The 19,391-nt window shown below is 62.9% G+C and carries 22 protein-coding genes; 16 read left to right on the top strand and 6 right to left on the bottom strand.

Annotation, left to right across the window (positions count from 1 at the left end):
* Window positions 1-3: 3 nt before the first annotated feature.
* Both APH44_RS20860 and APH44_RS20855 read right to left on the bottom strand, forming a co-directional pair.
* The gene (locus APH44_RS20860; protein ID WP_054894377.1) at window positions 4-528 is read right to left on the bottom strand and encodes an HAD family hydrolase; all 525 of its coding nucleotides are present in this window, start codon (window positions 526-528) and stop codon (window positions 4-6) included.
* Complete coding sequence (locus APH44_RS20855; protein WP_054894376.1) at window positions 529-1,503, bottom strand: KpsF/GutQ family sugar-phosphate isomerase; 975 nt, start codon at window positions 1,501-1,503, stop codon at window positions 529-531.
* 245 nt (window positions 1,504-1,748) lie between these two features.
* Here APH44_RS20855 and APH44_RS20850 point away from each other — a divergent pair, with 245 nt between their 5' ends.
* From APH44_RS20850 to APH44_RS20790, 13 genes are all read left to right on the top strand, one after another.
* Window positions 1,749-2,558 (top strand): ATP-binding cassette domain-containing protein, encoded by an 810-nt coding sequence (locus APH44_RS20850; protein WP_054894375.1) that lies wholly within the window; start codon window positions 1,749-1,751, stop codon window positions 2,556-2,558.
* Window positions 2,558-3,355 (top strand): lipid asymmetry maintenance ABC transporter permease subunit MlaE, encoded by a 798-nt coding sequence (mlaE, locus tag APH44_RS20845; protein WP_054894374.1) that lies wholly within the window; start codon window positions 2,558-2,560, stop codon window positions 3,353-3,355. Before APH44_RS20850 ends, mlaE begins: the two co-directional genes overlap by 1 nt.
* Window positions 3,355-3,840 carry an outer membrane lipid asymmetry maintenance protein MlaD gene (mlaD, locus tag APH44_RS20840; RefSeq protein ID WP_054894373.1) on the top strand — a complete coding sequence of 162 codons (486 nt, stop codon included), beginning with the start codon at window positions 3,355-3,357 and terminating at the stop codon, window positions 3,838-3,840. The genes mlaE and mlaD overlap by 1 nt, the downstream gene beginning before the upstream one ends.
* 9 nt (window positions 3,841-3,849) lie before the next feature.
* Entirely contained in the window at window positions 3,850-4,503 is a 654-nt protein-coding gene (locus APH44_RS20835) for a phospholipid-binding protein MlaC (protein WP_054894372.1), read from the top strand.
* Window positions 4,500-4,802 (top strand): lipid asymmetry maintenance protein MlaB, encoded by a 303-nt coding sequence (locus tag APH44_RS20830; protein ID WP_054894371.1) that lies wholly within the window; start codon window positions 4,500-4,502, stop codon window positions 4,800-4,802. Before APH44_RS20835 ends, APH44_RS20830 begins: the two co-directional genes overlap by 4 nt.
* Window positions 4,803-4,920: 118 nt before the next feature.
* On the top strand, window positions 4,921-5,160 hold the full coding sequence (locus tag APH44_RS20825) for a BolA family protein (protein ID WP_054894370.1): 240 nt from the start codon (window positions 4,921-4,923) through the stop codon (window positions 5,158-5,160).
* A gap of 24 nt (window positions 5,161-5,184) precedes the next feature.
* On the top strand, window positions 5,185-6,450 hold the full coding sequence (murA, locus tag APH44_RS20820) for a UDP-N-acetylglucosamine 1-carboxyvinyltransferase (RefSeq protein WP_054894369.1): 1,266 nt from the start codon (window positions 5,185-5,187) through the stop codon (window positions 6,448-6,450).
* A gap of 103 nt (window positions 6,451-6,553) precedes the next feature.
* On the top strand, window positions 6,554-7,189 hold the full coding sequence (gene hisG / locus APH44_RS20815; RefSeq protein ID WP_054894368.1) for an ATP phosphoribosyltransferase: 636 nt from the start codon (window positions 6,554-6,556) through the stop codon (window positions 7,187-7,189).
* Window positions 7,190-7,316: 127 nt separating this feature from the next.
* Window positions 7,317-8,639, top strand: a complete 1,323-nt coding sequence (hisD, locus tag APH44_RS20810; protein WP_054894367.1) for a histidinol dehydrogenase — start codon at window positions 7,317-7,319, stop codon at window positions 8,637-8,639.
* A gap of 2 nt (window positions 8,640-8,641) precedes the next feature.
* Entirely contained in the window at window positions 8,642-9,691 is a 1,050-nt protein-coding gene (gene hisC / locus APH44_RS20805) for a histidinol-phosphate transaminase (protein ID WP_054894366.1), read from the top strand.
* A 120-nt stretch (window positions 9,692-9,811) separates the two neighbouring features.
* On the top strand, window positions 9,812-10,459 hold the full coding sequence (locus tag APH44_RS20800; protein WP_054894365.1) for a FadR/GntR family transcriptional regulator: 648 nt from the start codon (window positions 9,812-9,814) through the stop codon (window positions 10,457-10,459).
* A gap of 13 nt (window positions 10,460-10,472) precedes the next feature.
* Entirely contained in the window at window positions 10,473-11,753 is a 1,281-nt protein-coding gene (locus APH44_RS20795; RefSeq protein WP_054894364.1) for an MFS transporter, read from the top strand.
* 102 nt (window positions 11,754-11,855) lie between these two features.
* On the top strand, window positions 11,856-12,323 hold the full coding sequence (locus APH44_RS20790; RefSeq protein ID WP_054894363.1) for a nuclear transport factor 2 family protein: 468 nt from the start codon (window positions 11,856-11,858) through the stop codon (window positions 12,321-12,323).
* An 8-nt stretch (window positions 12,324-12,331) separates the two neighbouring features.
* On the opposite strand, the gene APH44_RS20785 is transcribed toward APH44_RS20790, so the two are convergent.
* A complete protein-coding gene (locus APH44_RS20785) occupies window positions 12,332-13,201 on the bottom strand; it encodes a hypothetical protein (RefSeq protein ID WP_156343775.1) in 870 nt (289 codons plus the stop codon).
* A gap of 36 nt (window positions 13,202-13,237) precedes the next feature.
* Here APH44_RS20785 and APH44_RS20780 point away from each other — a divergent pair, with 36 nt between their 5' ends.
* The gene (locus APH44_RS20780) at window positions 13,238-13,576 is read left to right on the top strand and encodes a GIY-YIG nuclease family protein (protein ID WP_054894361.1); all 339 of its coding nucleotides are present in this window, start codon (window positions 13,238-13,240) and stop codon (window positions 13,574-13,576) included.
* Here APH44_RS20780 and yejK read toward each other — a convergent pair.
* The gene (gene yejK, locus APH44_RS20775; protein WP_054894360.1) at window positions 13,557-14,564 is read right to left on the bottom strand and encodes a nucleoid-associated protein YejK; all 1,008 of its coding nucleotides are present in this window, start codon (window positions 14,562-14,564) and stop codon (window positions 13,557-13,559) included. The two genes, APH44_RS20780 and yejK, sit on opposite strands and share 20 nt — an antisense overlap.
* 85 nt (window positions 14,565-14,649) lie before the next feature.
* Here yejK and APH44_RS29820 point away from each other — a divergent pair, with 85 nt between their 5' ends.
* Together APH44_RS29820 and APH44_RS20770 are read left to right on the top strand one after the other, a co-directional pair.
* Window positions 14,650-14,931: a hypothetical protein gene (locus APH44_RS29820; RefSeq protein WP_125930668.1), complete on the top strand. Its 282-nt coding sequence runs from the start codon at window positions 14,650-14,652 to the stop codon at window positions 14,929-14,931.
* A gap of 23 nt (window positions 14,932-14,954) precedes the next feature.
* Window positions 14,955-15,236 carry an HU family DNA-binding protein gene (locus APH44_RS20770; protein WP_054894359.1) on the top strand — a complete coding sequence of 94 codons (282 nt, stop codon included), beginning with the start codon at window positions 14,955-14,957 and terminating at the stop codon, window positions 15,234-15,236.
* A gap of 50 nt (window positions 15,237-15,286) precedes the next feature.
* Here APH44_RS20770 and rlmF read toward each other — a convergent pair whose 3' ends face one another.
* Both rlmF and APH44_RS20760 read right to left on the bottom strand, forming a co-directional pair.
* On the bottom strand, window positions 15,287-16,243 hold the full coding sequence (rlmF, locus tag APH44_RS20765) for a 23S rRNA (adenine(1618)-N(6))-methyltransferase RlmF (RefSeq protein ID WP_054894358.1): 957 nt from the start codon (window positions 16,241-16,243) through the stop codon (window positions 15,287-15,289).
* A 170-nt stretch (window positions 16,244-16,413) separates the two neighbouring features.
* Window positions 16,414-19,260 carry a valine--tRNA ligase gene (locus APH44_RS20760; protein ID WP_054894357.1) on the bottom strand — a complete coding sequence of 949 codons (2,847 nt, stop codon included), beginning with the start codon at window positions 19,258-19,260 and terminating at the stop codon, window positions 16,414-16,416.
* Between the last annotated feature and the right edge of the window lie 131 nt (window positions 19,261-19,391).

Genomic DNA, 19,391 nt, shown 5'->3' with positions numbered 1-19,391 from the left:
GGCCTACAGGTAATGGGCGTTGGCAGCGTCCAGGGTACCCTGGGCCTGCATGATCAGTTCACAGAACTCGCGGGCTGCGCCTTCGCCGCCGCGTGCCTGGGTGACGCCGTGGGCGTGCTCGCGGACGAAGGTCGCGGCATTGGCCACGGCCATGCCCAGGCCCACCCGGCGGATTACCGGGAGGTCGGGAAGGTCGTCGCCCAGGTAGGCGACCTGCTCGTAGCTCAGGCCCAGCTCGGCGAGCAGGCCGTCCAGCACCACCAGCTTGTCTTCGCGGCCCTGGAACAGGTGTGGAATGCCCAGGTTCTTTGCCCTGCGCTCGACCACGGGGGTCTTGCGTCCACTGATGATCGCGGTGGTTACGCCCGAGGCCATGAGCATCTTGATGCCGTGGCCATCGAGGGTGTTGAAGGTCTTGAATTCGCTGCCGTCCTCGAGGAAGTACAGGCGGCCGTCGGTCAGCACGCCGTCCACGTCGAAGACGGCCAGCTTGATGGCTTGGGCGCGTTGCATCAGGTCCTGGGTCATTTACATCACTCCGGCACGCAGCAGGTCGTGCATGTTCAGGGCGCCGGTCGGACGATCCTGGTGATCGACCACTACCAGTGCGCTGATCTTGTGGTCTTCCATGATCTTCAAGGCTTCGGCGGCGAGCATTTCGGCGCGGGCGGTCTTGCCGTGAACGGTCATGACTTCGTCGATGAGCGTCTTGTGCACGTCGATGTTGCGATCCAGGCTACGACGCAGGTCGCCGTCGGTGAAGACGCCGGCCAGGCGGCCGTCGTGCTCCATGACCACGGTCATGCCCAGGCCCTTGCGCGACATTTCCAGCAAGGCGTCCTTGAGCAGTGTGCCGCGCTGCACCTGGGGCAGTTCGTCGCCCGCGTGCATGACGTTCTCGACTTTCAACAGCAGGCGACGGCCCAGGGCGCCACCCGGATGGGAGAACGCGAAATCCTCGGCGGTGAAGCCGCGAGCCTCGAGCAGGGCGATGGCCAGGGCATCGCCCAGGACCAGGGCGGCGGTGGTGGACGAGGTGGGTGCCAGGTTCAGCGGGCAGGCTTCCTGGGCGACGCTGGCGTCGAGGTTGACTTCGGCGGCCTGTGCCAGTGGTGAGTCGGGCTTACCGGTCAGGCTGATCATCTGGATGCCCAGGCGCTTGATCAGCGGCAGCAGCGTGACGATCTCTGCGGTGCTGCCGGAGTTGGACAGGGCGAGGATGACATCGTCGCGGGTGATCATGCCCATGTCGCCGTGGCTGGCTTCGGCCGGGTGCACGAAGAACGACGGGGTGCCGGTGCTGGCGAGGGTGGCGGCGATCTTGTTGCCGATATGGCCGGACTTGCCCATGCCGACCACGACAACCCGCCCCTTGCTGGCCAGGATCAGCTCGCAGGCCTTGACGAAATTGTCGTCGATACGGGCCCGCAGGCCTTCTACGGCCTCGAGTTCCAGGCGCAGGGTGCGCTGGGCAGATTGGATCAGCTCGCTGGATTGGCTCATGTCGAAAAAGCAATGCCTGATGAAAAGGCGCCGATTATAGCGGCAATGTTTGAAACGCTCACCTTCGAGTTGTCGTAGGCAGTTGCAAAATTGCTGTACGGTGCCTGAACGACTCGGGGAAATGGCCTTGGGGACAACTTTGCGCGGTGCTATAGTTCGCCGCTATTCGGCCCGCCAGGGATGCGTGTGCCTTCATGATGAAGGCAGGCGTCCATGTAGACGAGGCTGCATTGCAAGGAGTCTAGATGAGTTCGGATAGCGCCTACGCGGTCGAGTTGAAGGGCGTCACCTTCAAACGCGGTTCGCGCAGCATTTTCAGCAATGTCGACATCCGTATCCCCCGCGGCAAGGTCACTGGCATCATGGGGCCTTCCGGGTGCGGCAAGACAACCCTGCTGCGCCTGATGGGCGCGCAGCTGCGCCCCTCCAGTGGCGAAGTCTGGGTAGGCGGGCAGAACCTGCCGGCCCTGTCGCGCAGCGACCTGTTCGATGCCCGCAAGCAGATGGGGGTGCTGTTTCAGAGTGGTGCGCTGTTCACCGACCTGGATGTCTTCGAGAACGTGGCCTTCCCGCTGCGCGTGCACACCCAGTTGTCCGACGAGATGATTCGCGACATCGTCCTGATGAAATTGCAGGCCGTGGGCCTGCGCGGTGCCATCGACCTGATGCCGGACGAGCTGTCAGGCGGCATGAAGCGCCGTGTGGCGCTGGCCCGGGCGATTGCGCTGGATCCGCAGATTCTCATGTACGACGAGCCTTTCGTCGGCCAGGACCCTATCGCCATGGGCGTTCTGGTGCGACTGATCCGCCTGCTCAACGACGCCCTGGGCATCACCAGTATCGTCGTCTCGCATGACCTGGCCGAGACCGCGAGCATTGCCGACTACATCTATGTGGTCGGTGATGGCCAGGTGCTGGGGCAGGGCACGCCGGACGAACTGATGGGTTCGGACAACCCGCGTATCCGCCAGTTCATGAAGGGCGATCCGGACGGTCCGGTGCCATTCCACTTTCCTGCGCCAGACTACCGCGCCGATCTGCTGGGGACGCGTTGATGCGCAGAAAATCCATACTCGAACGCATTCGCCTGTTCGGGCGCGCCGCCATCGACGTGCTGGCCGTGCTCGGGCGCTCGTGCCTGTTCCTCTTCCATGCCCTGGCCGGACGTGGCGGCATCGGTGGCGGCTTCCAGCTGTTGACCAAGCAGCTCTATTCGGTGGGTGTGCTGTCGCTGGCGATCATCGTGGTATCCGGCATGTTCATCGGCATGGTGCTGGCCCTGCAGGGCTATAGCATCCTCACCAAGTACGGCTCCGAGCAGGCCGTCGGCCAGATGGTCGCCTTGACGCTGCTGCGCGAGCTGGGACCGGTCGTCACGGCGCTACTGTTCGCCGGGCGTGCGGGTTCGGCGCTGACGGCCGAGATCGGCAACATGAAGTCCACCGAGCAGCTCTCCAGCCTGGAGATGATCGGTGTCGACCCGCTCAAGTACATCGTCGCCCCGCGCCTTTGGACCGGCTTCATCTCGCTGCCGCTGCTGGCGCTGATCTTCAGCGTGGTCGGCATCTGGGGTGGATCGTGGGTGGCCGTGGACTGGCTGGGGGTCTACGAGGGCTCGTTCTGGGCCAACATGCAGAACAGTGTTTCCTTCAGCGATGACGTGATCAACGGGCTGATCAAAAGCCTGGTGTTTGCCTTCGTCGTCACCTGGATCGCCGTATTCCAGGGGTATGACTGCGAACCCACTTCAGAGGGGATCAGCCGTGCCACCACCAGGACCGTGGTCTATGCCTCGTTGGCAGTCCTGGGTCTGGACTTTATTCTGACCGCCTTGATGTTTGGAGATTTCTGATGCAAAACCGCACCCTGGAAATCGGTGTCGGCCTGTTCCTCCTGGCCGGGATCCTGGCGCTGCTGCTGCTGGCCCTGCGTGTCAGCGGCCTGTCGGCCAGTCCGACCAGCGACACCTATAAAGTTTATGCGTACTTCGACAATATCGCCGGTTTGACTGTCAGAGCTAAAGTGACCATGGCCGGTGTGACCATCGGCAAGGTCACGGCCATCGATCTGGATCGCGACTCCTATACCGGTCGGGTCACCTTGCAGCTGGACAAGTCGGTCGACAACCTGCCGACCGATTCCACTGCTTCGATCCTGACCGCCGGGTTGCTCGGCGAGAAGTACATCGGCATCAGCGTGGGCGGTGAAGAGCAGGTGCTCAAGGATGGCAGCACCATCCACGACACCCAGTCGGCCCTGGTGCTGGAAGATCTGATTGGCAAGTTCCTGCTCAACTCCGTTGGCAAGGAACCGAAAGAAGCCCAACCAGCTAATTGAGGAGTTTCCATGATTTCGATCCTGCGACGTGGCTTGCTGGTCCTGCTGGCGGCCTTCCCCCTGATGGCCCTGGCGGCGCCGGGCCAGTCTCCGCGCGACGTGGTTCAGGGCACCACCACTGAACTGCTGTCCGACCTCAAGGCGAACAAGGAGCAGTACAAGTCCAACCCGACAGCTTTCTATGATGCGCTCAATCGCATCCTTGGCCCGGTGGTCGACGCTGACGGCATCTCCCGGAGCATCATGACCGTCAAGTACTCGCGCAAGGCCACGCCCGAGCAGATGCAGCGCTTCCAGGAGAATTTCCGCCGCAGCCTGTTTCAGTTCTACGGCAACGCACTGCTTGAATACGACAACCAGGGCATCACCGTCGATCCAGCCAAGCCGGATGATGGCCAGCGTGCCTCGGTGGGCATGAAGGTGTCTGGCAACAATGGTGCGGTATACCCGGTCCAGTACACCCTGGAAAACATCGGTGGTGAGTGGAAGGTGCGCAATGTCATCGTCAATGGCATCAATATCGGCAAGCTGTTCCGCGATCAGTTCGCCGACGCGATGAACCGTAATGGCAACAACCTCGACAAGACCATCGACGGCTGGGCTGGCGAAGTGGCCAAGGCCAAGGAAGCTGCCGACAGCTCTCCCGAGAAGACGGTCAAATGAGTGAAGCCGACATGACGATGACCGAGCCGGGTGTCTTGCGCCTGGCCGGTGTGCTGGACTACCGCAGCGGGCCGGCACTGCGCAAGCAGGGCAAGGCCTTGATCGCCGCCAGCCGCGAGCAGCGGCTGGTGCTCGACTGCTCGGCCGTGAGCAAGTCCAGCAGCGTGGGGTTGTCATTGTTGCTGGCGTTCATGCGTGATGCCCAGGCCGCTGGCAAGGCCTGGGAAGTGCGCGGCATGCCTGCAGACATGCGTGAAATCGCCGAGGTCTACGACCTCGATGAAGTGCTGGCGGGCTGATGGCCCGTCATCAAGGGAAGGCCCCTCGGTCAGCGCGTCCTCGTATGGGCTTCGCAGGCGAGGGGCTTTTTTGTATCATGGCCGACCCGCGCGCACTGGGCGCCGATTGAGGTTGAGCATGCAGGCCTTAGAAGTTAAGAGCTTCCTTGAAGAAAAACTGCCGGGAACCCGGGTCGAAGTTGAAGGCGAAGGCTGCAACTTCCAGTTGAACGTGATCAGCGACGAGCTGGCCGGCCAGAGCCCGGTCAAGCGTCAGCAGGCGATCTATGCTCACCTGAATCCGTGGATCGCCAACGGCAGCATCCATGCGGTAACGATGAAATTTTTCAGCAGCGCAGCCTGGGCTGAGCGCACCTGAGCCAACGTTGGCGGCGAGATTGAAATGGACAAACTGATTATTACTGGCGGCGCGCGCCTCGACGGCGAGATCCGCATTTCCGGCGCGAAGAACGCCGCCCTGCCGATTCTGTCGGCCACGCTCCTGGCCGATGGCCCGGTCACCGTCGGCAACCTGCCGCACCTGCACGACATCACCACCATGATCGAGCTGTTCGGGCGCATGGGCATCGAGCCTGTGATCGACGAGAAGCTGGCGGTGGAGATCGATCCACGCACCATCAAGACGTTGGTTGCGCCCTACGAGCTGGTCAAGACCATGCGCGCCTCGATCCTGGTGCTCGGCCCGATGGTCGCCCGCTTCGGCGAGGCCGAAGTCGCCTTGCCAGGTGGCTGCGCCATCGGTTCGCGCCCGGTCGACCTGCACATCCGTGGCCTTGAAGCCATGGGCGCGAAGATCGAAGTCGAAGGCGGTTACATCAAGGCCAAGGCCCCAGAAGGCGGCCTGCGTGGCGCGCACTTCTTCTTCGACACGGTCAGCGTGACCGGTACCGAGAACATCATGATGGCTGCTGCGCTCGCCAAGGGCCGCAGCGTGCTGCAGAACGCCGCGCGCGAGCCTGAAGTGGTCGACCTGGCCAACTTCCTGATCGCCATGGGTGCGAATATCCAGGGCGCCGGTACCGACACCATCACCATCGATGGTGTCGAGCGCCTGCACTCGGCCAGCTACCGTGTGATGCCCGACCGTATCGAGACCGGTACCTACCTCGTCGCTGCTGCTGTTACCGGCGGCCGCGTCAAGGTCAAGGATACCGATCCGACCATCCTCGAAGCCGTCCTGGAGAAGCTCAAGGAAGCCGGTGCCGACATCACGACCGGTGAAGACTGGATCGAGCTGGACATGCACGGCAAGCGGCCCAAGGCCGTCAACCTGCGTACCGCGCCGTATCCGGCATTCCCGACCGACATGCAGGCACAGTTCATCTCCCTCAACGCCATTGCCGAAGGCACGGGCGCCGTGATCGAGACGATCTTCGAAAACCGCTTCATGCACGTGTACGAGATGCACCGCATGGGCGCGCAGATCCAGGTCGAGGGCAATACCGCCATCGTCACCGGGGTCAAGGCGCTCAAGGGTGCGCCCGTGATGGCTACCGACCTGCGCGCTTCGGCGAGCCTGGTACTGTCTGCGCTGGTCGCCGAAGGTGATACCCTGATCGACCGCATCTACCACATCGACCGTGGTTACGAGTGCATCGAGGAAAAACTGCAGATGCTGGGCGCGAAGATCCGTCGCGTACCGGGCTAGTCGCGCTATCTGCCTGTGATCGGCACACGGACGTGCCAGCCGAATCGAACACGGCCAGGTCGATGACCTGGCCGGCTGTAGCCGCTTAAGGACCGACGTTGCAATGTTGACCATCGCGCTTTCCAAAGGCCGTATTCTCGACGATACCCTGCCGCTGCTGGCCGAGGCCGGTATCGTGCCGACCGAGAACCCGGACAAGAGCCGCAAGCTGATCATCCCCACCACGCAGGACGACGTGCGCCTGCTCATCGTGCGTGCCACCGACGTGCCGACCTACGTCGAGCATGGTGCCGCCGACCTGGGTGTGGCCGGCAACGACGTGTTGATGGAATACGGCGGCCAGGGCCTGTACGAGCCGCTCGACCTGCAGATCGCCAAGTGCAAGCTGATGACCGCTGGCGTCGTTGGTGCACCCGAGCCCAAGGGGCGTCTGCGTGTGGCCACCAAGTTCGTCAACGTAGCCAAGCGCTATTACGCCGAACAAGGCCGCCAGGTCGACATCATCAAGCTCTATGGCTCCATGGAGCTGGCCCCGCTGATCAACCTCGCCGACAAGATCATCGACGTGGTGGATACCGGCAACACCCTGCGCGCCAATGGCCTCGAGCCACAGGAGCTGATCGCCACGATCAGTTCGCGCCTGGTGGTGAACAAGGCCTCCATGAAGATGCAGCACGCCCGTATCCAGAATCTCATCGACACCCTGCGCAAGGCTGTCGAATCGCGACACCGCGGCTGACTTCTGCGCGCGACCTTCGCTGTCGCGCCCGTCTATCCGCGTCATAGCCACTTTTCTCGGGTGCCCGCGCGGATGGACTGGTAGCCTAGGGCGCCTGAGCATTCGCCAATAAAACGAGGCCCTCGTCATGACCGTGTCCACTGCAATTGCCCGTCTCAACGCTGCTGATCCGGATTTCGCGCGACATCTGGATCATCTGCTGAGCTGGGAAAGCGTGTCCGATGACGCGGTCAACCAGCGGGTGCTCGACATCATCAAAGCCGTGCGCGAGCGTGGCGATGCGGCGCTGGTGGAGTTCACCCAGCGTTTCGATGGCGTTGATGCCAAGTCCATCGATGACCTGATCCTGGGTCGCGAGCGCCTGGAACTGGCCCTGACTCGGATCTCCGCAGCCCAGCGCGAGGCACTGGAAACTGCCGCCAACCGCGTGCGCAGCTACCACGAACGACAGAAGCAGGATTCCTGGCAGTACACCGAAGCTGATGGCACCGTGCTCGGCCAGAAAGTCACCCCGCTCGATCGCGCAGGGCTGTACGTGCCTGGCGGCAAGGCGTCGTACCCGTCATCGGTACTGATGAATGCCATCCCCGCCAAGGTCGCCGGTGTCGGTGAGGTGGTCATGGTAGTGCCGACCCCGCGTGGAGAGATCAACGAGCTGGTGCTGGCTGCGGCCTGCATCGCCGGCGTCGATCGCGTGTTCACCGTCGGTGGCGCCCAGGCAGTCGCGGCGTTGGCCTACGGCACCGAGAGCGTGCCGCAGGTCGACAAGATCGTCGGTCCTGGCAATATCTACGTAGCCACCGCCAAACGCCATGTGTTCGGTCAAGTCGGCATCGACATGATCGCCGGACCCTCGGAAATCCTCGTGGTATGTGATGGCCAGACCGATCCGGACTGGATCGCCATGGACCTGTTCTCCCAGGCCGAGCACGACGAAGATGCGCAGGCGATCCTGGTCAGCCCTGATGCGGCCTTCCTCGACCGCGTGGCGGCCAGCATCGACAAGCTGCTGCCCACCATGGAGCGCGCCGAGATCATCGAGAAGTCGATCAACGGTCGAGGCGCCCTGATCCAGGTGCGTGACATGCAGCAGGCCATCGAGGTCGCCAACCGCATCGCCCCGGAACACCTCGAATTGTCGGTCGCCGATCCGCAGGCCTGGTTGCCGCAGATCCGCCATGCCGGTGCGATCTTCATGGGCCGCCACACCAGCGAGGCCCTGGGTGACTACTGTGCAGGCCCTAACCACGTGTTGCCCACATCCGGCACCGCACGGTTCTCTTCGCCGCTGGGGGTGTACGATTTCCAGAAGCGTTCGTCGATCATCTTCTGCTCCGAGCAGGGCGCATCCGAGCTCGGTCACACTGCATCCGTACTGGCCCGTGGCGAGTCGCTGACCGCCCATGCCCGTAGCGCCGAATACCGCATCCTCAACGAGAAGGGGAACTGAACATGAGTCGATTCTGGAGCCCCTTCGTCAAGGACCTGGTGCCTTACGTGCCGGGTGAGCAGCCCAAGCTGGCTCGCCTGGTCAAGCTCAATACCAACGAAAACCCCTATGGGCCTTCGCCCAAGGCGTTGGAGGCCATGCGTGGCGAGCTGAGCGACAACCTGCGCCTGTACCCGGATCCGAACAGCGACCGGCTCAAGCAGGCTGTGGCTGATTACTACAAGGTCACCCCGCAGCAGGTCTTCGTCGGCAACGGTTCGGACGAAGTGCTGGCGCACATCTTCCACGGCCTGTTCCAGCACGGCGCGCCGCTGCTGTTCCCGGATATCAGCTACAGCTTCTATCCGGTGTACTGCGGCTTGTACGGTATCGACTTCGAGCAGGTGGCGCTGGACGAGCAGTTCCAGATCCGCATCGAGGACTACAACAAGCCCAATGCCGGGATCATCTTCCCCAACCCTAACGCACCGACTGGCTGCCTGCTGCCGCTCGAGGCCATCGAGCGATTGCTCCGGGCCAATCGCGACTCGGTGGTGGTCGTGGACGAAGCCTACATCGACTTTGGCGGCGAAACCGCCATCGCACTGGTGGACCGCTATGACAATTTGCTGGTGACCCAGACCCTGTCCAAGTCGCGCTCGCTGGCGGGTCTGCGGGTGGGGCTGGCAGTGGGGCATCCGGACCTGATCGAGGCACTGGAGCGGATCAAGAACAGCTTCAACTCCTATCCGCTCGATCGCATGGCGATCATCGGCGCGGCGGCAGCGTTCGAAGATCGCGCTTACTTCGACGAGACCTGCCGCAAGGTCATCGACAGCCGTGAGGCCCTGGTCGAGCAGTTGACGGCGCGGGGCTTCGAGGTACTGCCATCGGCGGCCAACTTCATCTTCGCCCGGCACCCGCAACAGGATGCGGCTGAACTGGCGGCGCGCCTGCGTGAGCAGGGGGTGATCGTGCGGCACTTCAAGCAGGCACGGATCGCGCAGTTCCTGAGGATTACCGTAGGCACGCCGGAGATGAACCAGGCGTTGATCGATGCGTTGAACGGGTAGTTCGCGTCGTTCCTGTCGCGGGGCAAGTCGGATCGCTGCATCGCCGCTCCGACTTGCCCCGCGATGCTTTTCAGCGCTATTGTTGCCGCTTGTAAATTCATCCGATGACTGGACGTTAGTATGTCCCTGTTGATCAAGCGCTCTCTGGTGGAGCAAGCCGTGGACCAATTGCGCGAGCGCATTGCCCAGGGCGCCTGGGCTGTAGGACAGCGCCTGCCCACCGAGCCGGAACTGGCCCTGGAACTGGGCATCAGCCGCAATACCGTGCGTGAGGCCATGCGTGTGCTGGCCTTCAGTGGTCTGGTAGAAGTGCGCCAGGGCGACGGCAGCTATCTGCGCACCGCCCAAGACCCTTTGCAGGCAGTGCAGGCCATCTCGCGCTGCACGGTCGAGCAGGCCCGCGAGACCCGTTGCATCCTCGAAGCCGAGGCCATCGGCCTCGCCGCCCTGCGGCGCACCGACGATGATCTGCGCGACTTGCGCGAGGCCCTGGAGCGCAGCTGTGGGCACTTCCACGGCGATCTGGACACCTATGTGGCCTGTGACCTGGTGTTCCACCAGCGCCTGGTGGACGCTGCGCACAACCCGGCACTGAGCGAGTTGTACCGCTACTTTTCCAGCGTCGTCGCTGCAGCGGTGCAGCACAACATGAGTGCGCTTCCCCGCAGTCAACGAGTGTTCGACCTGCATGTGCAGATCCTCGACGCCATCGAACAACGCGACCCGGACGCGGCCAAGCGCCTGAGCCGGGCCCTCATCGAATCCTGAGCCCGAGTGCCCCATGCCTGAACAACTGACGTACAACCACTCCAAGCACGACCCTGAACTCGATGAGCTGCTGATCGATGCCGAGGCTGACGACGAACAGGTCCAGCAGCAGCCCGTGGTGCTGCGCCGACCTTGGTTGCTGTTGCTGGGGTTGGTACTGGTCGCGTTGAACCTGCGCCCGGCGCTGTCGAGCATGGCGCCGGTGCTGGGCCAGGTGTCCGAGGGGCTGGGGCTCAATGCTTCCGCGGCAGGTTTACTGACGACCTTGCCAGTCCTGTGCCTGGGCCTGTTCGCGCCGCTGGCGCCGATCCTGGCGCGTCGTTTTGGCAGCGAGCGGGTGATTCTGGGCATCCTCCTTACCCTGGCGCTGGGGATCCTGCTGCGCAGTGCACTCGGTGCGACCGGGGTATTCGTCGGCAGCCTGATCGCCGGTGCCAGCATCGGCATCATCGGCGTGCTGCTACCGGGCATCGTCAAGCGTGATTTCCCCGCTCATGCCGGCACCCTGACTGGCGTCTACACGATGGCCCTGTGCCTCGGCGCAGCGATGGCCGCGGGCAGCACTGTGCCCTTGAGCCAGTACTTCGGCGACAGTTGGGCCATGGGGCTGGGCTTCTGGCTGTTGCCCGCGCTGCTGGCGATGCTGGTGTGGGCGCCCCAGGCGCGCCAAGGGCATGGCGCGCACCAGGCGGCCTATCGGGTGCGTGGGCTGTGGCGCGATCGACTGGCCTGGCAGGTGACGCTGTACATGGGGCTGCAGTCCTCGCTGGCCTACATCGTGTTCGGCTGGCTGCCGTCGATTCTCATCGGTCGTGGCCTGAGCCCCACGCAAGCCGGTCTGGTGCTTTCGGGGTCGGTGCTGGTGCAGTTGATCAGCTCGCTCAGTGCGCCCTGGCTGGCGACCCGCGGCAAGGATCAGCGGCTGGCGATCGTGGTGGTGATGCTGGTCACCCTCGGCGGCTTGTTCGGATGCCTGTATGCGCCGATCTCGGGGCTGTGGGGCTGGGCGGTGCTGCTGGGGCTGGGGCAAGGCGGTACTTTCGCCCTGGCCTTGACCCTGATCGTGCTGCGTTCGAAGGATTCGCACGTGGCGGCGAACTTGTCGAGCATGGCCCAGGGCGTCGGTTACACGCTAGCTTCGATGGGCCCGTTCGCGGTCGGATTGGTACATGACCTCACCGGTGGCTGGGCAGCGGTCGGCTGGATCTTCGCGGTGCTGGGGCTGGGGGCGATCGTCTTCGGTCTGGGGGCCGGGCGGGCGCTGCATGTGCAGGTCGTCAGCGAGCGGGTGTGAAACTGGTGTGACGCTGGATGCATTCATGGCGCAAATGACCATGGCGCGAAGGCGGGGCGCGGATTATCGTGCAGCTTTCGATTCCCTGGACGGACCTGCCCCATGAGTGACGCCAACAGCGCCCTGATCACCCGTTTCTATCAGGCCTTCCAGCGCCTGGACGCCGAGGCCATGGTGGCCTGCTACAGCGGTGACATCGTCTTCAGTGATCCGGCTTTCGGTACTTTGCGTGGCCAGGACGTGGGTGACATGTGGCGGATGCTGACCACCCGCGCCAAGGACTTTTCCCTGACCTTCGACAGCGTGCACGCGGATGCACAGGGTGGCAGTGCCCATTGGGTCGCCACCTACCTGTTCAGCCAGACCGGCCGTACCGTGGTCAATGATATCCAGGCTCGTTTCGTGATCCGTGACGGCTTGATCTGTCAGCATGACGACAGTTTCGACCTGTGGCGTTGGTCGCGCCAAGCCCTGGGTACGCCCGGCTTGTTACTGGGGTGGAGCCCTCTGGTAAGAAACAAGGTCCGCCAGCAGGCCACCAAAGGCCTGCTGGCATTCCAGGCGCGCTGATCGCTTTTTCAGGACGTGGGAACCGCCTGTTCGTTACTGTGATAGCTGAAGGTGGCCTTGTCATGGGCCTCTTGCGGCATGCGGATGCGGATGATCGGGATGTAGGCGCCGTAGGTCTCGTACCAGTCCTTCTGGTCCGCCTGTGCTTGCTCGAGCGCCCCCCACATGCCTTCGATGTGGAAGAACGACTGGATCGGCAGTCTGTGGGATTGGTCCTCTTCCCAGGCTTGAACGATGACTTCATTCCAAGGGAATGGTAGTTCGGAGGCGAACATTCGCTGTGCCGTCAGGCTCTGGTAGAAGGCGTCGGCGCGCTCGCTCTTGCGGGTGTCACGCACATCGAATGCGCATTGGCGCTTGTAGTCCCCGGAGCGGCGGAACTCGTCGATCCAGGCGTGAGCGGTCGTGATGCCTTGCTCATGGCACAGGCGCTCGGTCGAGGTGGTTTGGCTGTTGTTGCCACACCCTTGTTGTTCGCGCGTCCAGGTATCGCCATCGGTTGGCCAGGCGCACAGCACCTGATAGCTGATCGACCCTGCCGGGCGCTGCATGCGCGGGTACAGGGTAAAGCCGCTGCGGGCATCGGCAGCCAGGCTTGTGATTGGCAGGTCGGTGCGCAGGTAAGAGAACGAGACGCCGCCTTTTTCCTTGTTGTTCGGGCTATGATGCCAGGTGTGATACTTGGGGGATGGTTTGGTCGCGCGGATCAGTACGCCCGAACAACCGTGGGCCGAAATGGCCGAACCCCCACAGTCAACCGGTGCAGCATCATAGTTTTCCTGCATCTGCGCAGCGGTTCGCTCGCCGAGGGACGCCTGGGCCAGGAATGGCGTTAGCAGCGCAGCTGTGGCTAGTAGCCGGGAACATTTTTTCAACATGGTAGAGCCCTGGATATGGATGGGCTCTCCAAACTAATGACACTCAGGATCCCTGTGGCGAGTGAAGATATTCCCGAACGGGAGGCCAAGCCCTGGTACGTGTACCTCGTACGAGCGGCCAATGGCTCGCTGTATTGCGGCATCAGTGACGATCCGCAGCGACGCTTCCAGAAGCATCAGAAAGGGCAGGGCGCGCGTTATTTCAAGACCAGCCCGGCGCAGGCGTTGGTCTATGTCGAGCAGTGGCCGGACAAAGGCGAAGCCCTGCGTCAGGAGCGGCTGGTGAAAAAGCTGCGCAAATCGGCGAAGGAGGCGCTGGTCGCCTCCTTCGCGCAGGGTGGGGCGACGGTCGAACTCAGTCCTTGCGGCGCTTGAGCTGATCGATCAGTTGTGTCGGAAGGCCCTTGATCACCAGGGTTCCGGCTTCTTCGTCATACTCGATCTTCGAGCCCAGCAGGTGGGCCTCGAAGCTGATCGACAGACCCTCGGCACGTCCAGTGAAACGGCGGAACTGGTTCAGGGTGCGTTTGTCCGCAGGAATTTCCGGCGACAGGCCATAGTCCTTGTTGCGGATGTGGTCGAAGAACGCCTTGGGGCGGTCTTCGTCGATCAGGCTCGACAGCTCCTCCAGGGTGATCGGCTCGCCCTGCTTGGTCTGGCTGGTGGCATAGTCAACCAGGGTCTGGGTCTTCTCGCGCGCCGCTTCCTCGGGCAGATCCTCGCTCTCGACGAAGTCGCTGAACGCCTTGAGCAGGGTTCGGGTTTCACCAGGGCCGTCGACACCTTCCTGACAGCCGATGAAATCGCGGAAGTAGTCCGACACCTTCTTGCCGTTCTTGCCCTTGATGAAGGAAATGTACTGCTTCGAGTGCTGATTGTTCTTCCACTCGGACAGGTTGATTCGCGCGGCCAGGTGCAGTTGCCCCAAGTCCAGGTGGCGTGACGGGGTGACGTCGAGTTCGGCGTTCACCGCCACACCTTCGCTGTGGTGCAGCAGGGCGATGACCAGGTACTCGGTCATGCCTTGCTGATAATGGGCGAACAGCACATGACCGCCTGTGGACAGGTTCGACTCTTCCATCAGCTTCTGCAGGTGCTCGACTGCGATGCGGCTGAAGGTGGTGAAGTCCTTTTCCTCTTCCTGATACTGCTTGAGCCAGCCACTGAGCGGGTAGGCGCCGGACTCTCCGTGGAAGAAGCCCCAGGCCTTGCCCTGTTTGGCGTTATAGCTGTCGTTGAGGTCGGCCAGGAGGTTCTCGATGGCCTCCGACGCCGCCAGTTCGGTGTCTCGCGCATGGAGCACGGCGGGGCTGCCGTCGGGCTTCTTGTCGATCAGGTGAACGATGCAATGACGGATTGGCATGGAATTCTCTGAAAGGATGGGCGGTGCGATACCGCGCTGCAAAGTGGCTCAGTTTACCGCAGGGCAGGGGTGATGCAGTGGCCAGATGTTGGCGGAAATGCCAGTTGTTCGTTTTTTGTTCAAAAATCTGCGCTTTTCGGGCAAACCCCCGAAAAACCTCAATAAAATCACGGTCGACAGCGGATATTTCCTGGTTCCTGTGTTAGCTTTGCGCCGTCTTGCGCCCCTTGGGGTGGCGCATTGCTGGCAGCTCGCTTGCGTCGTGTCGAACCAAACGCTGATTTTCGTATCTACATACGCGATTGGCGAGGCTCGCCGGACCTTCCGTGCAGGCCCGATAACGATGAAGCACGTTGCATACCTCTGATTTGATAGGGAAGGAACACCACCATGGCATTGACCAAAGACCAACTGATTGCCGACATCGCCGAAGCCATCGACGCGCCGAAAACCACCGCGCGCAACGCTCTGGAGCAACTGGGCCAGATCGTCGCTGACCAACTGGAAAACGGCGCTGAAATCACCCTGCCAGGCATCGGCAAGCTGAAAGTCTCCGAGCGTCCTGCCCGCACTGGCCGTAACCCTTCGACTGGCGCTGCCATCGAAATCGCTGCCAAGAAAGTCGTCAAGTTCGTACCAGCCAAGGTCCTGAACGACGCCATCAACAAGTAATTGTCGATGCTTCATTGATACCGCGCCCGGCTTGTCCGGGCGCGGTTTTTTCATGCCTGCGCCTTGCCTCGCGCGACATGCCAGGCGCTGCGCATGGCGTCGTCCTGGAAGCTCCAGGCCACCATGCGGCTCTGTTTCTGGCCCTGGCCCATCTCGACGACGCGCTGGGCTTTCACGCCCGCTTTCTTGAGCGCCGCTTCGATACCCGACAGGTTGCTGACCTTGGACACCAGGCTGGTGAACCACAGCACCTGCTCGCCGTACTGCACGCTTTCGTTCACCAGTTGGGTGACGAAGCGGATCTCGCCGCCCTCGCACCACAGCTCGTTGTTCTGTCCGCCGAAGTTCAGCACTGGCAGCTTGCGGGTGGGATCCTGCTTGCCCAGATTCTTCCATTTGCGCTGGCTGCCACGGGTGGCCTCCTCGCGCGAGCCGTGGAAGGGCGGGTTGCACAGGGTCAGGTCGAAGCGCTCGTCGTCCTGCAGCAGGCCGCTGAGGATGTGCTTGCGGTTGGCCTGCTGACGCAAGGTGATGGCCTTGTTCAGGCCATTGGCTTGGACGATCGCCTTGGCCGAGGCCAGCGCCGTGGCGTCGATATCCGAGCCGAGAAAGCGCCAGCGATAGTCGCTATGGCCGAGCAGCGGGTAGATGCAGTTGGCGCCGACGCCGACGTCCAGCACGCGCACCTGGGCGCCGCGTGGGACCTGCCCGCCGTTGTCTTCGGCCAGAAGGTCGGCCAGCACGTGGATGTAGTCGGCGCGTCCTGGGATCGGCGGGCACAGGTAGTCCGCGGGGATGTCCCAGTGCTGGATGCCGTACTGGGCCTTTAGCAAGGCACGGTTGAACACGCGCACGGCCTCGGGGTTGGCGAAGTCGATGCTCGGTTTGCCGTGGGGGTTGGTGATGGTGAACCGGGCCAGGTCAGGATGGGCCTTGATCAGGCTGGGGAAGTCGTAGCGGCCCTGGTGGCGATTGCGCGGATGCAGGGTGGGTTTGTTCTGGGTCATGCTCGTGTCCGGTGTCGCTTGCACTGGCCAAAGGCCGCACGGCGGCCCATTCGCGGCCAAGGCCGCTCTCACAGGATAGTGGGGCTCTTTGAAGACAGCCCATTCCTGTGGGAGCGGCCTTGGCCGCGAACGAGGGCGAAGCCCTCGCCGGTCAGTTCAGCAATGTCAGGTTACAGCGCTGCAATCCGCGCATGCTGCTCGGTGAAGTTGGCCAGGGCCTGTTCGGACTCGGCCAGTTTGGCACGTTCCTTCTCGATCACCGCAGGCGGTGCCTTGTCGACGAAGGCGGCGTTGGACAGCTTGCCGCCGACACGCTGGACCTCACCCTGCAGGCGCTGGATTTCCTTGTTCAGGCGTGCAAGCTCAGCGTCCTTGTCGATCAGGCCGGCCATCGGTACCAGTACCTGCAGATCGCCTACCAGTGCGGTGGCCGACAGCGGCGCTTCGTCCTGCTCGCCGAGTACGGTGAAGGTCTCGACCTTGGCCAGCTTCTTGAGCAGCGCTTCGTTTTCCTGCAGGCGACGCTGGTCGTCGGCATTGGCGTTCTTCAGGAACAGCGGCAGGGGCTTGCCCGGGCCGATGTTCATCTCGGCGCGGATGTTGCGCAGGCCGACCATCAGCTCCTTGAGCCATTCGATGTCGCCTTCGGCGCCGGCATCGATGCGGCTCTCATTGGCCACCGGCCAAGGCTGCAGCATGATGGTCTTGCCCTGGACGCCCGCCAGCGGCGCGATGCGCTGCCAGATCTCCTCGGTGATGAACGGCATGAACGGATGCGCCAGGCGCAGTACCACTTCCAGCACGCGGACCAGGGTACGGCGAGTACCGCGGGCGCGCTCGATGGGCGCATTTTCATCCCACAGTACCGGCTTGGAAAGCTCCAGGTACCAGTCGCAGTACTGGTTCCAGACGAACTCGTACAGCGCCTGGCTGGCCAGGTCGAAGCGGAACTGCTCGAGCTGGCGGGTCACTTCCGCTTCGGTGCGTTGCAGTTGCGAGATGATCCAGCGATCGGCCAGCGACAACTCGTAGGCCTCGCCGTTCTGGCCGCAGTCCTCGCCCTTGTCCAGCGCGTAGCGGGCAGCGTTCCAGATCTTGTTGCAGAAGTTGCGGTAGCCTTCGACGCGGCCCATGTCGAACTTGATGTCACGGCCGGTGGAAGCCAGCGAGCAGAAGGTGAAGCGCAGGGCATCGGTGCCGTAGCTGGCGATACCCTCGGGGAATTCGGCCTTGGTCTGCTTGGCGATCTTCTCGGCGAGCTTGGGCTGCATCAGGCCGCTGGTACGTTTTTCCAGCAGCGCTTCGAGCGTGATGCCGTCGACGATGTCCAGCGGGTCGAGCACGTTGCCCTTGGACTTGGACATCTTCTGGCCTTGGCCATCGCGCACCAGGCCATGCACATACACGGTCTTGAACGGGACCTGCGGGGTGCCATCCTCGTTCTTGATCAGGTGCATGGTCAGCATGATCATCCGGGCGACCCAGAAGAAGATGATGTCGAAGCCCGTGACCAGTACGTCGGTGGAGTGGAATTTCTTCAGGAACTCGGTCTGTTCCGGCCAGCCGAGCGTGGAGAAAGTCCACAGGCCCGAGCTGAACCAGGTGTCGAGCACGTCGTCGTCCTGGCGCAGGACCACATCGCTGCCCAGGCCGTGCTTGGTCCGCACTTCTTCCTCGTTGCGGCCGACATAGACCTGGCCGGCCTCGTCGTACCACGCCGGGATGCGGTGGCCCCACCACAGCTGGCGGCTGATGCACCAGTCCTGGATGTCGCGCATCCAGGAGAAGTACATGTTCTCGTACTGTTTCGGCACGAACTGGATGCGACCGTCTTCCACGGCGGCGATGGCAGGCTCGGCCAGCGGCTTGGTGGAGACGTACCACTGGTCGGTCAGCCACGGCTCGATGACGGTACCCGAGCGGTCGCCTTTCGGCACTTTGAGGGCGTGGTCATCGACGCTGACCAGCAGCCCCTGCGCGTCCAGGTCGGCAACCATTTGCTTGCGCGCCACGAAGCGGTCGAGGCCGGCGTACTGCGCAGGCAGCGAGGTGTCGAGGTTTTCGTTGACGCTGCCATCGAGGTTGAAGGCCTGGACCGCGGCGAGCACGGTGGCGTTCTTGTCGAAGATGTTCAGCAGCGGCAGGTTGTGGCGCTTGCCGACTTCATAGTCGTTGAAGTCGTGGGCCGGGGTGATTTTCACGCAGCCGGTACCGAACTCGGGATCGCAGTAGTCGTCGGCGATGATCGGGATGCGGCGTCCGACCAGCGGCAGCTCGACGAACTTGCCGATCAGCGCCTGGTAGCGCTCGTCGGTCGGGTTGACGGCAACGGCGACGTCACCGAGCAGGGTTTCCGGGCGGGTGGTGGCAACGACCAGGTGGTCCTTGCCTTCGGCCGTGGTGGCCCCATCGGCCAGCGGGTAGCGCAGGTTCCACAGGTGGCCTTTCTCGTCGTGGTTTTCCACTTCGAGGTCGGAAATCGCGGTGTGCAGCTTGGTGTCCCAGTTGACCAGACGCTTGCCGCGGTAGATCAGGCCGTCTTCATGCAGGCGCACGAAGGCTTCCTTGACGGCTTCGGACAGGCCGTCATCCATGGTGAAGCGTTCGCGGCTCCAGTCGACCGACGAACCCAGGCGACGGATCTGGCGGCTGATGTTGCCACCGGACTGATCCTTCCACTCCCAGACCTTCTCCAGGAACTTTTCGCGGCCCAGGTCGTGGCGGTTCTGGCCTTTCGCCTCGAGCTGGCGCTCCACCAGCATCTGCGTGGCGATGCCGGCGTGGTCGGTACCCGGCTGCCACAGGGTGTCGCGCCCCTGCATGCGGCGGAAGCGGATCAGGGCGTCCATGATCGCGTTGTTGAACCCATGACCCATGTGCAGGCTGCCGGTCACGTTCGGCGGTGGGATCATGATGGTGTAGGACTCGCCTGCACCTTGCGGGGCGAAATAGTTCTCGGACTCCCAGGTGTTGTACCAGGAAGTTTCGATGGCGTGCGGCTGGTAGGTCTTATCCATGCGCGGCGGGACCCTTAGGCATAAATACGGAAAAGCCGAAGAGTATACAACGGGCAGGGCGCAGGGGACATGGGATCGTTATATTGCACGACGATGGTGTGCTTTTCGCGGGCAAGCCCGCTCCCACAGGC

The sequence above is a fragment of the Pseudomonas sp. NBRC 111143 genome (assembly GCF_001320965.1).
Taxonomy (GTDB): Bacteria; Pseudomonadota; Gammaproteobacteria; order Pseudomonadales; family Pseudomonadaceae; genus Aquipseudomonas; species Aquipseudomonas machongensis.
This window is presented reverse-complemented; position numbering and strand designations above follow the sequence as displayed.

What these genes read in the sequence shown, in the direction of transcription:
- APH44_RS20860 (WP_054894377.1), bottom strand. Translation starts at nt 528, where the DNA reads ATGACCCAGGACCTGATGCAACGCGCCCAAGCCATCAAGCTGGCCGTC.
- APH44_RS20855 (WP_054894376.1), bottom strand. Translation starts at nt 1,503, where the DNA reads ATGAGCCAATCCAGCGAGCTGATCCAATCTGCCCAGCGCACCCTGCGC.
- APH44_RS20850 (WP_054894375.1), top strand. Translation starts at nt 1,749, where the DNA reads ATGAGTTCGGATAGCGCCTACGCGGTCGAGTTGAAGGGCGTCACCTTC.
- mlaE (WP_054894374.1), top strand. Translation starts at nt 2,558, where the DNA reads ATGCGCAGAAAATCCATACTCGAACGCATTCGCCTGTTCGGGCGCGCC.
- mlaD (WP_054894373.1), top strand. Translation starts at nt 3,355, where the DNA reads ATGCAAAACCGCACCCTGGAAATCGGTGTCGGCCTGTTCCTCCTGGCC.
- APH44_RS20835 (WP_054894372.1), top strand. Translation starts at nt 3,850, where the DNA reads ATGATTTCGATCCTGCGACGTGGCTTGCTGGTCCTGCTGGCGGCCTTC.
- APH44_RS20830 (WP_054894371.1), top strand. Translation starts at nt 4,500, where the DNA reads ATGAGTGAAGCCGACATGACGATGACCGAGCCGGGTGTCTTGCGCCTG.
- APH44_RS20825 (WP_054894370.1), top strand. Translation starts at nt 4,921, where the DNA reads ATGCAGGCCTTAGAAGTTAAGAGCTTCCTTGAAGAAAAACTGCCGGGA.
- murA (WP_054894369.1), top strand. Translation starts at nt 5,185, where the DNA reads ATGGACAAACTGATTATTACTGGCGGCGCGCGCCTCGACGGCGAGATC.
- hisG (WP_054894368.1), top strand. Translation starts at nt 6,554, where the DNA reads ATGTTGACCATCGCGCTTTCCAAAGGCCGTATTCTCGACGATACCCTG.
- hisD (WP_054894367.1), top strand. Translation starts at nt 7,317, where the DNA reads ATGACCGTGTCCACTGCAATTGCCCGTCTCAACGCTGCTGATCCGGAT.
- hisC (WP_054894366.1), top strand. Translation starts at nt 8,642, where the DNA reads ATGAGTCGATTCTGGAGCCCCTTCGTCAAGGACCTGGTGCCTTACGTG.
- APH44_RS20800 (WP_054894365.1), top strand. Translation starts at nt 9,812, where the DNA reads ATGTCCCTGTTGATCAAGCGCTCTCTGGTGGAGCAAGCCGTGGACCAA.
- APH44_RS20795 (WP_054894364.1), top strand. Translation starts at nt 10,473, where the DNA reads ATGCCTGAACAACTGACGTACAACCACTCCAAGCACGACCCTGAACTC.
- APH44_RS20790 (WP_054894363.1), top strand. Translation starts at nt 11,856, where the DNA reads ATGAGTGACGCCAACAGCGCCCTGATCACCCGTTTCTATCAGGCCTTC.
- APH44_RS20785 (WP_156343775.1), bottom strand. Translation starts at nt 13,201, where the DNA reads ATGTTGAAAAAATGTTCCCGGCTACTAGCCACAGCTGCGCTGCTAACG.
- APH44_RS20780 (WP_054894361.1), top strand. Translation starts at nt 13,238, where the DNA reads ATGACACTCAGGATCCCTGTGGCGAGTGAAGATATTCCCGAACGGGAG.
- yejK (WP_054894360.1), bottom strand. Translation starts at nt 14,564, where the DNA reads ATGCCAATCCGTCATTGCATCGTTCACCTGATCGACAAGAAGCCCGAC.
- APH44_RS29820 (WP_125930668.1), top strand. Translation starts at nt 14,650, where the DNA reads ATGTTGGCGGAAATGCCAGTTGTTCGTTTTTTGTTCAAAAATCTGCGC.
- APH44_RS20770 (WP_054894359.1), top strand. Translation starts at nt 14,955, where the DNA reads ATGGCATTGACCAAAGACCAACTGATTGCCGACATCGCCGAAGCCATC.
- rlmF (WP_054894358.1), bottom strand. Translation starts at nt 16,243, where the DNA reads ATGACCCAGAACAAACCCACCCTGCATCCGCGCAATCGCCACCAGGGC.
- APH44_RS20760 (WP_054894357.1), bottom strand. Translation starts at nt 19,260, where the DNA reads ATGGATAAGACCTACCAGCCGCACGCCATCGAAACTTCCTGGTACAAC.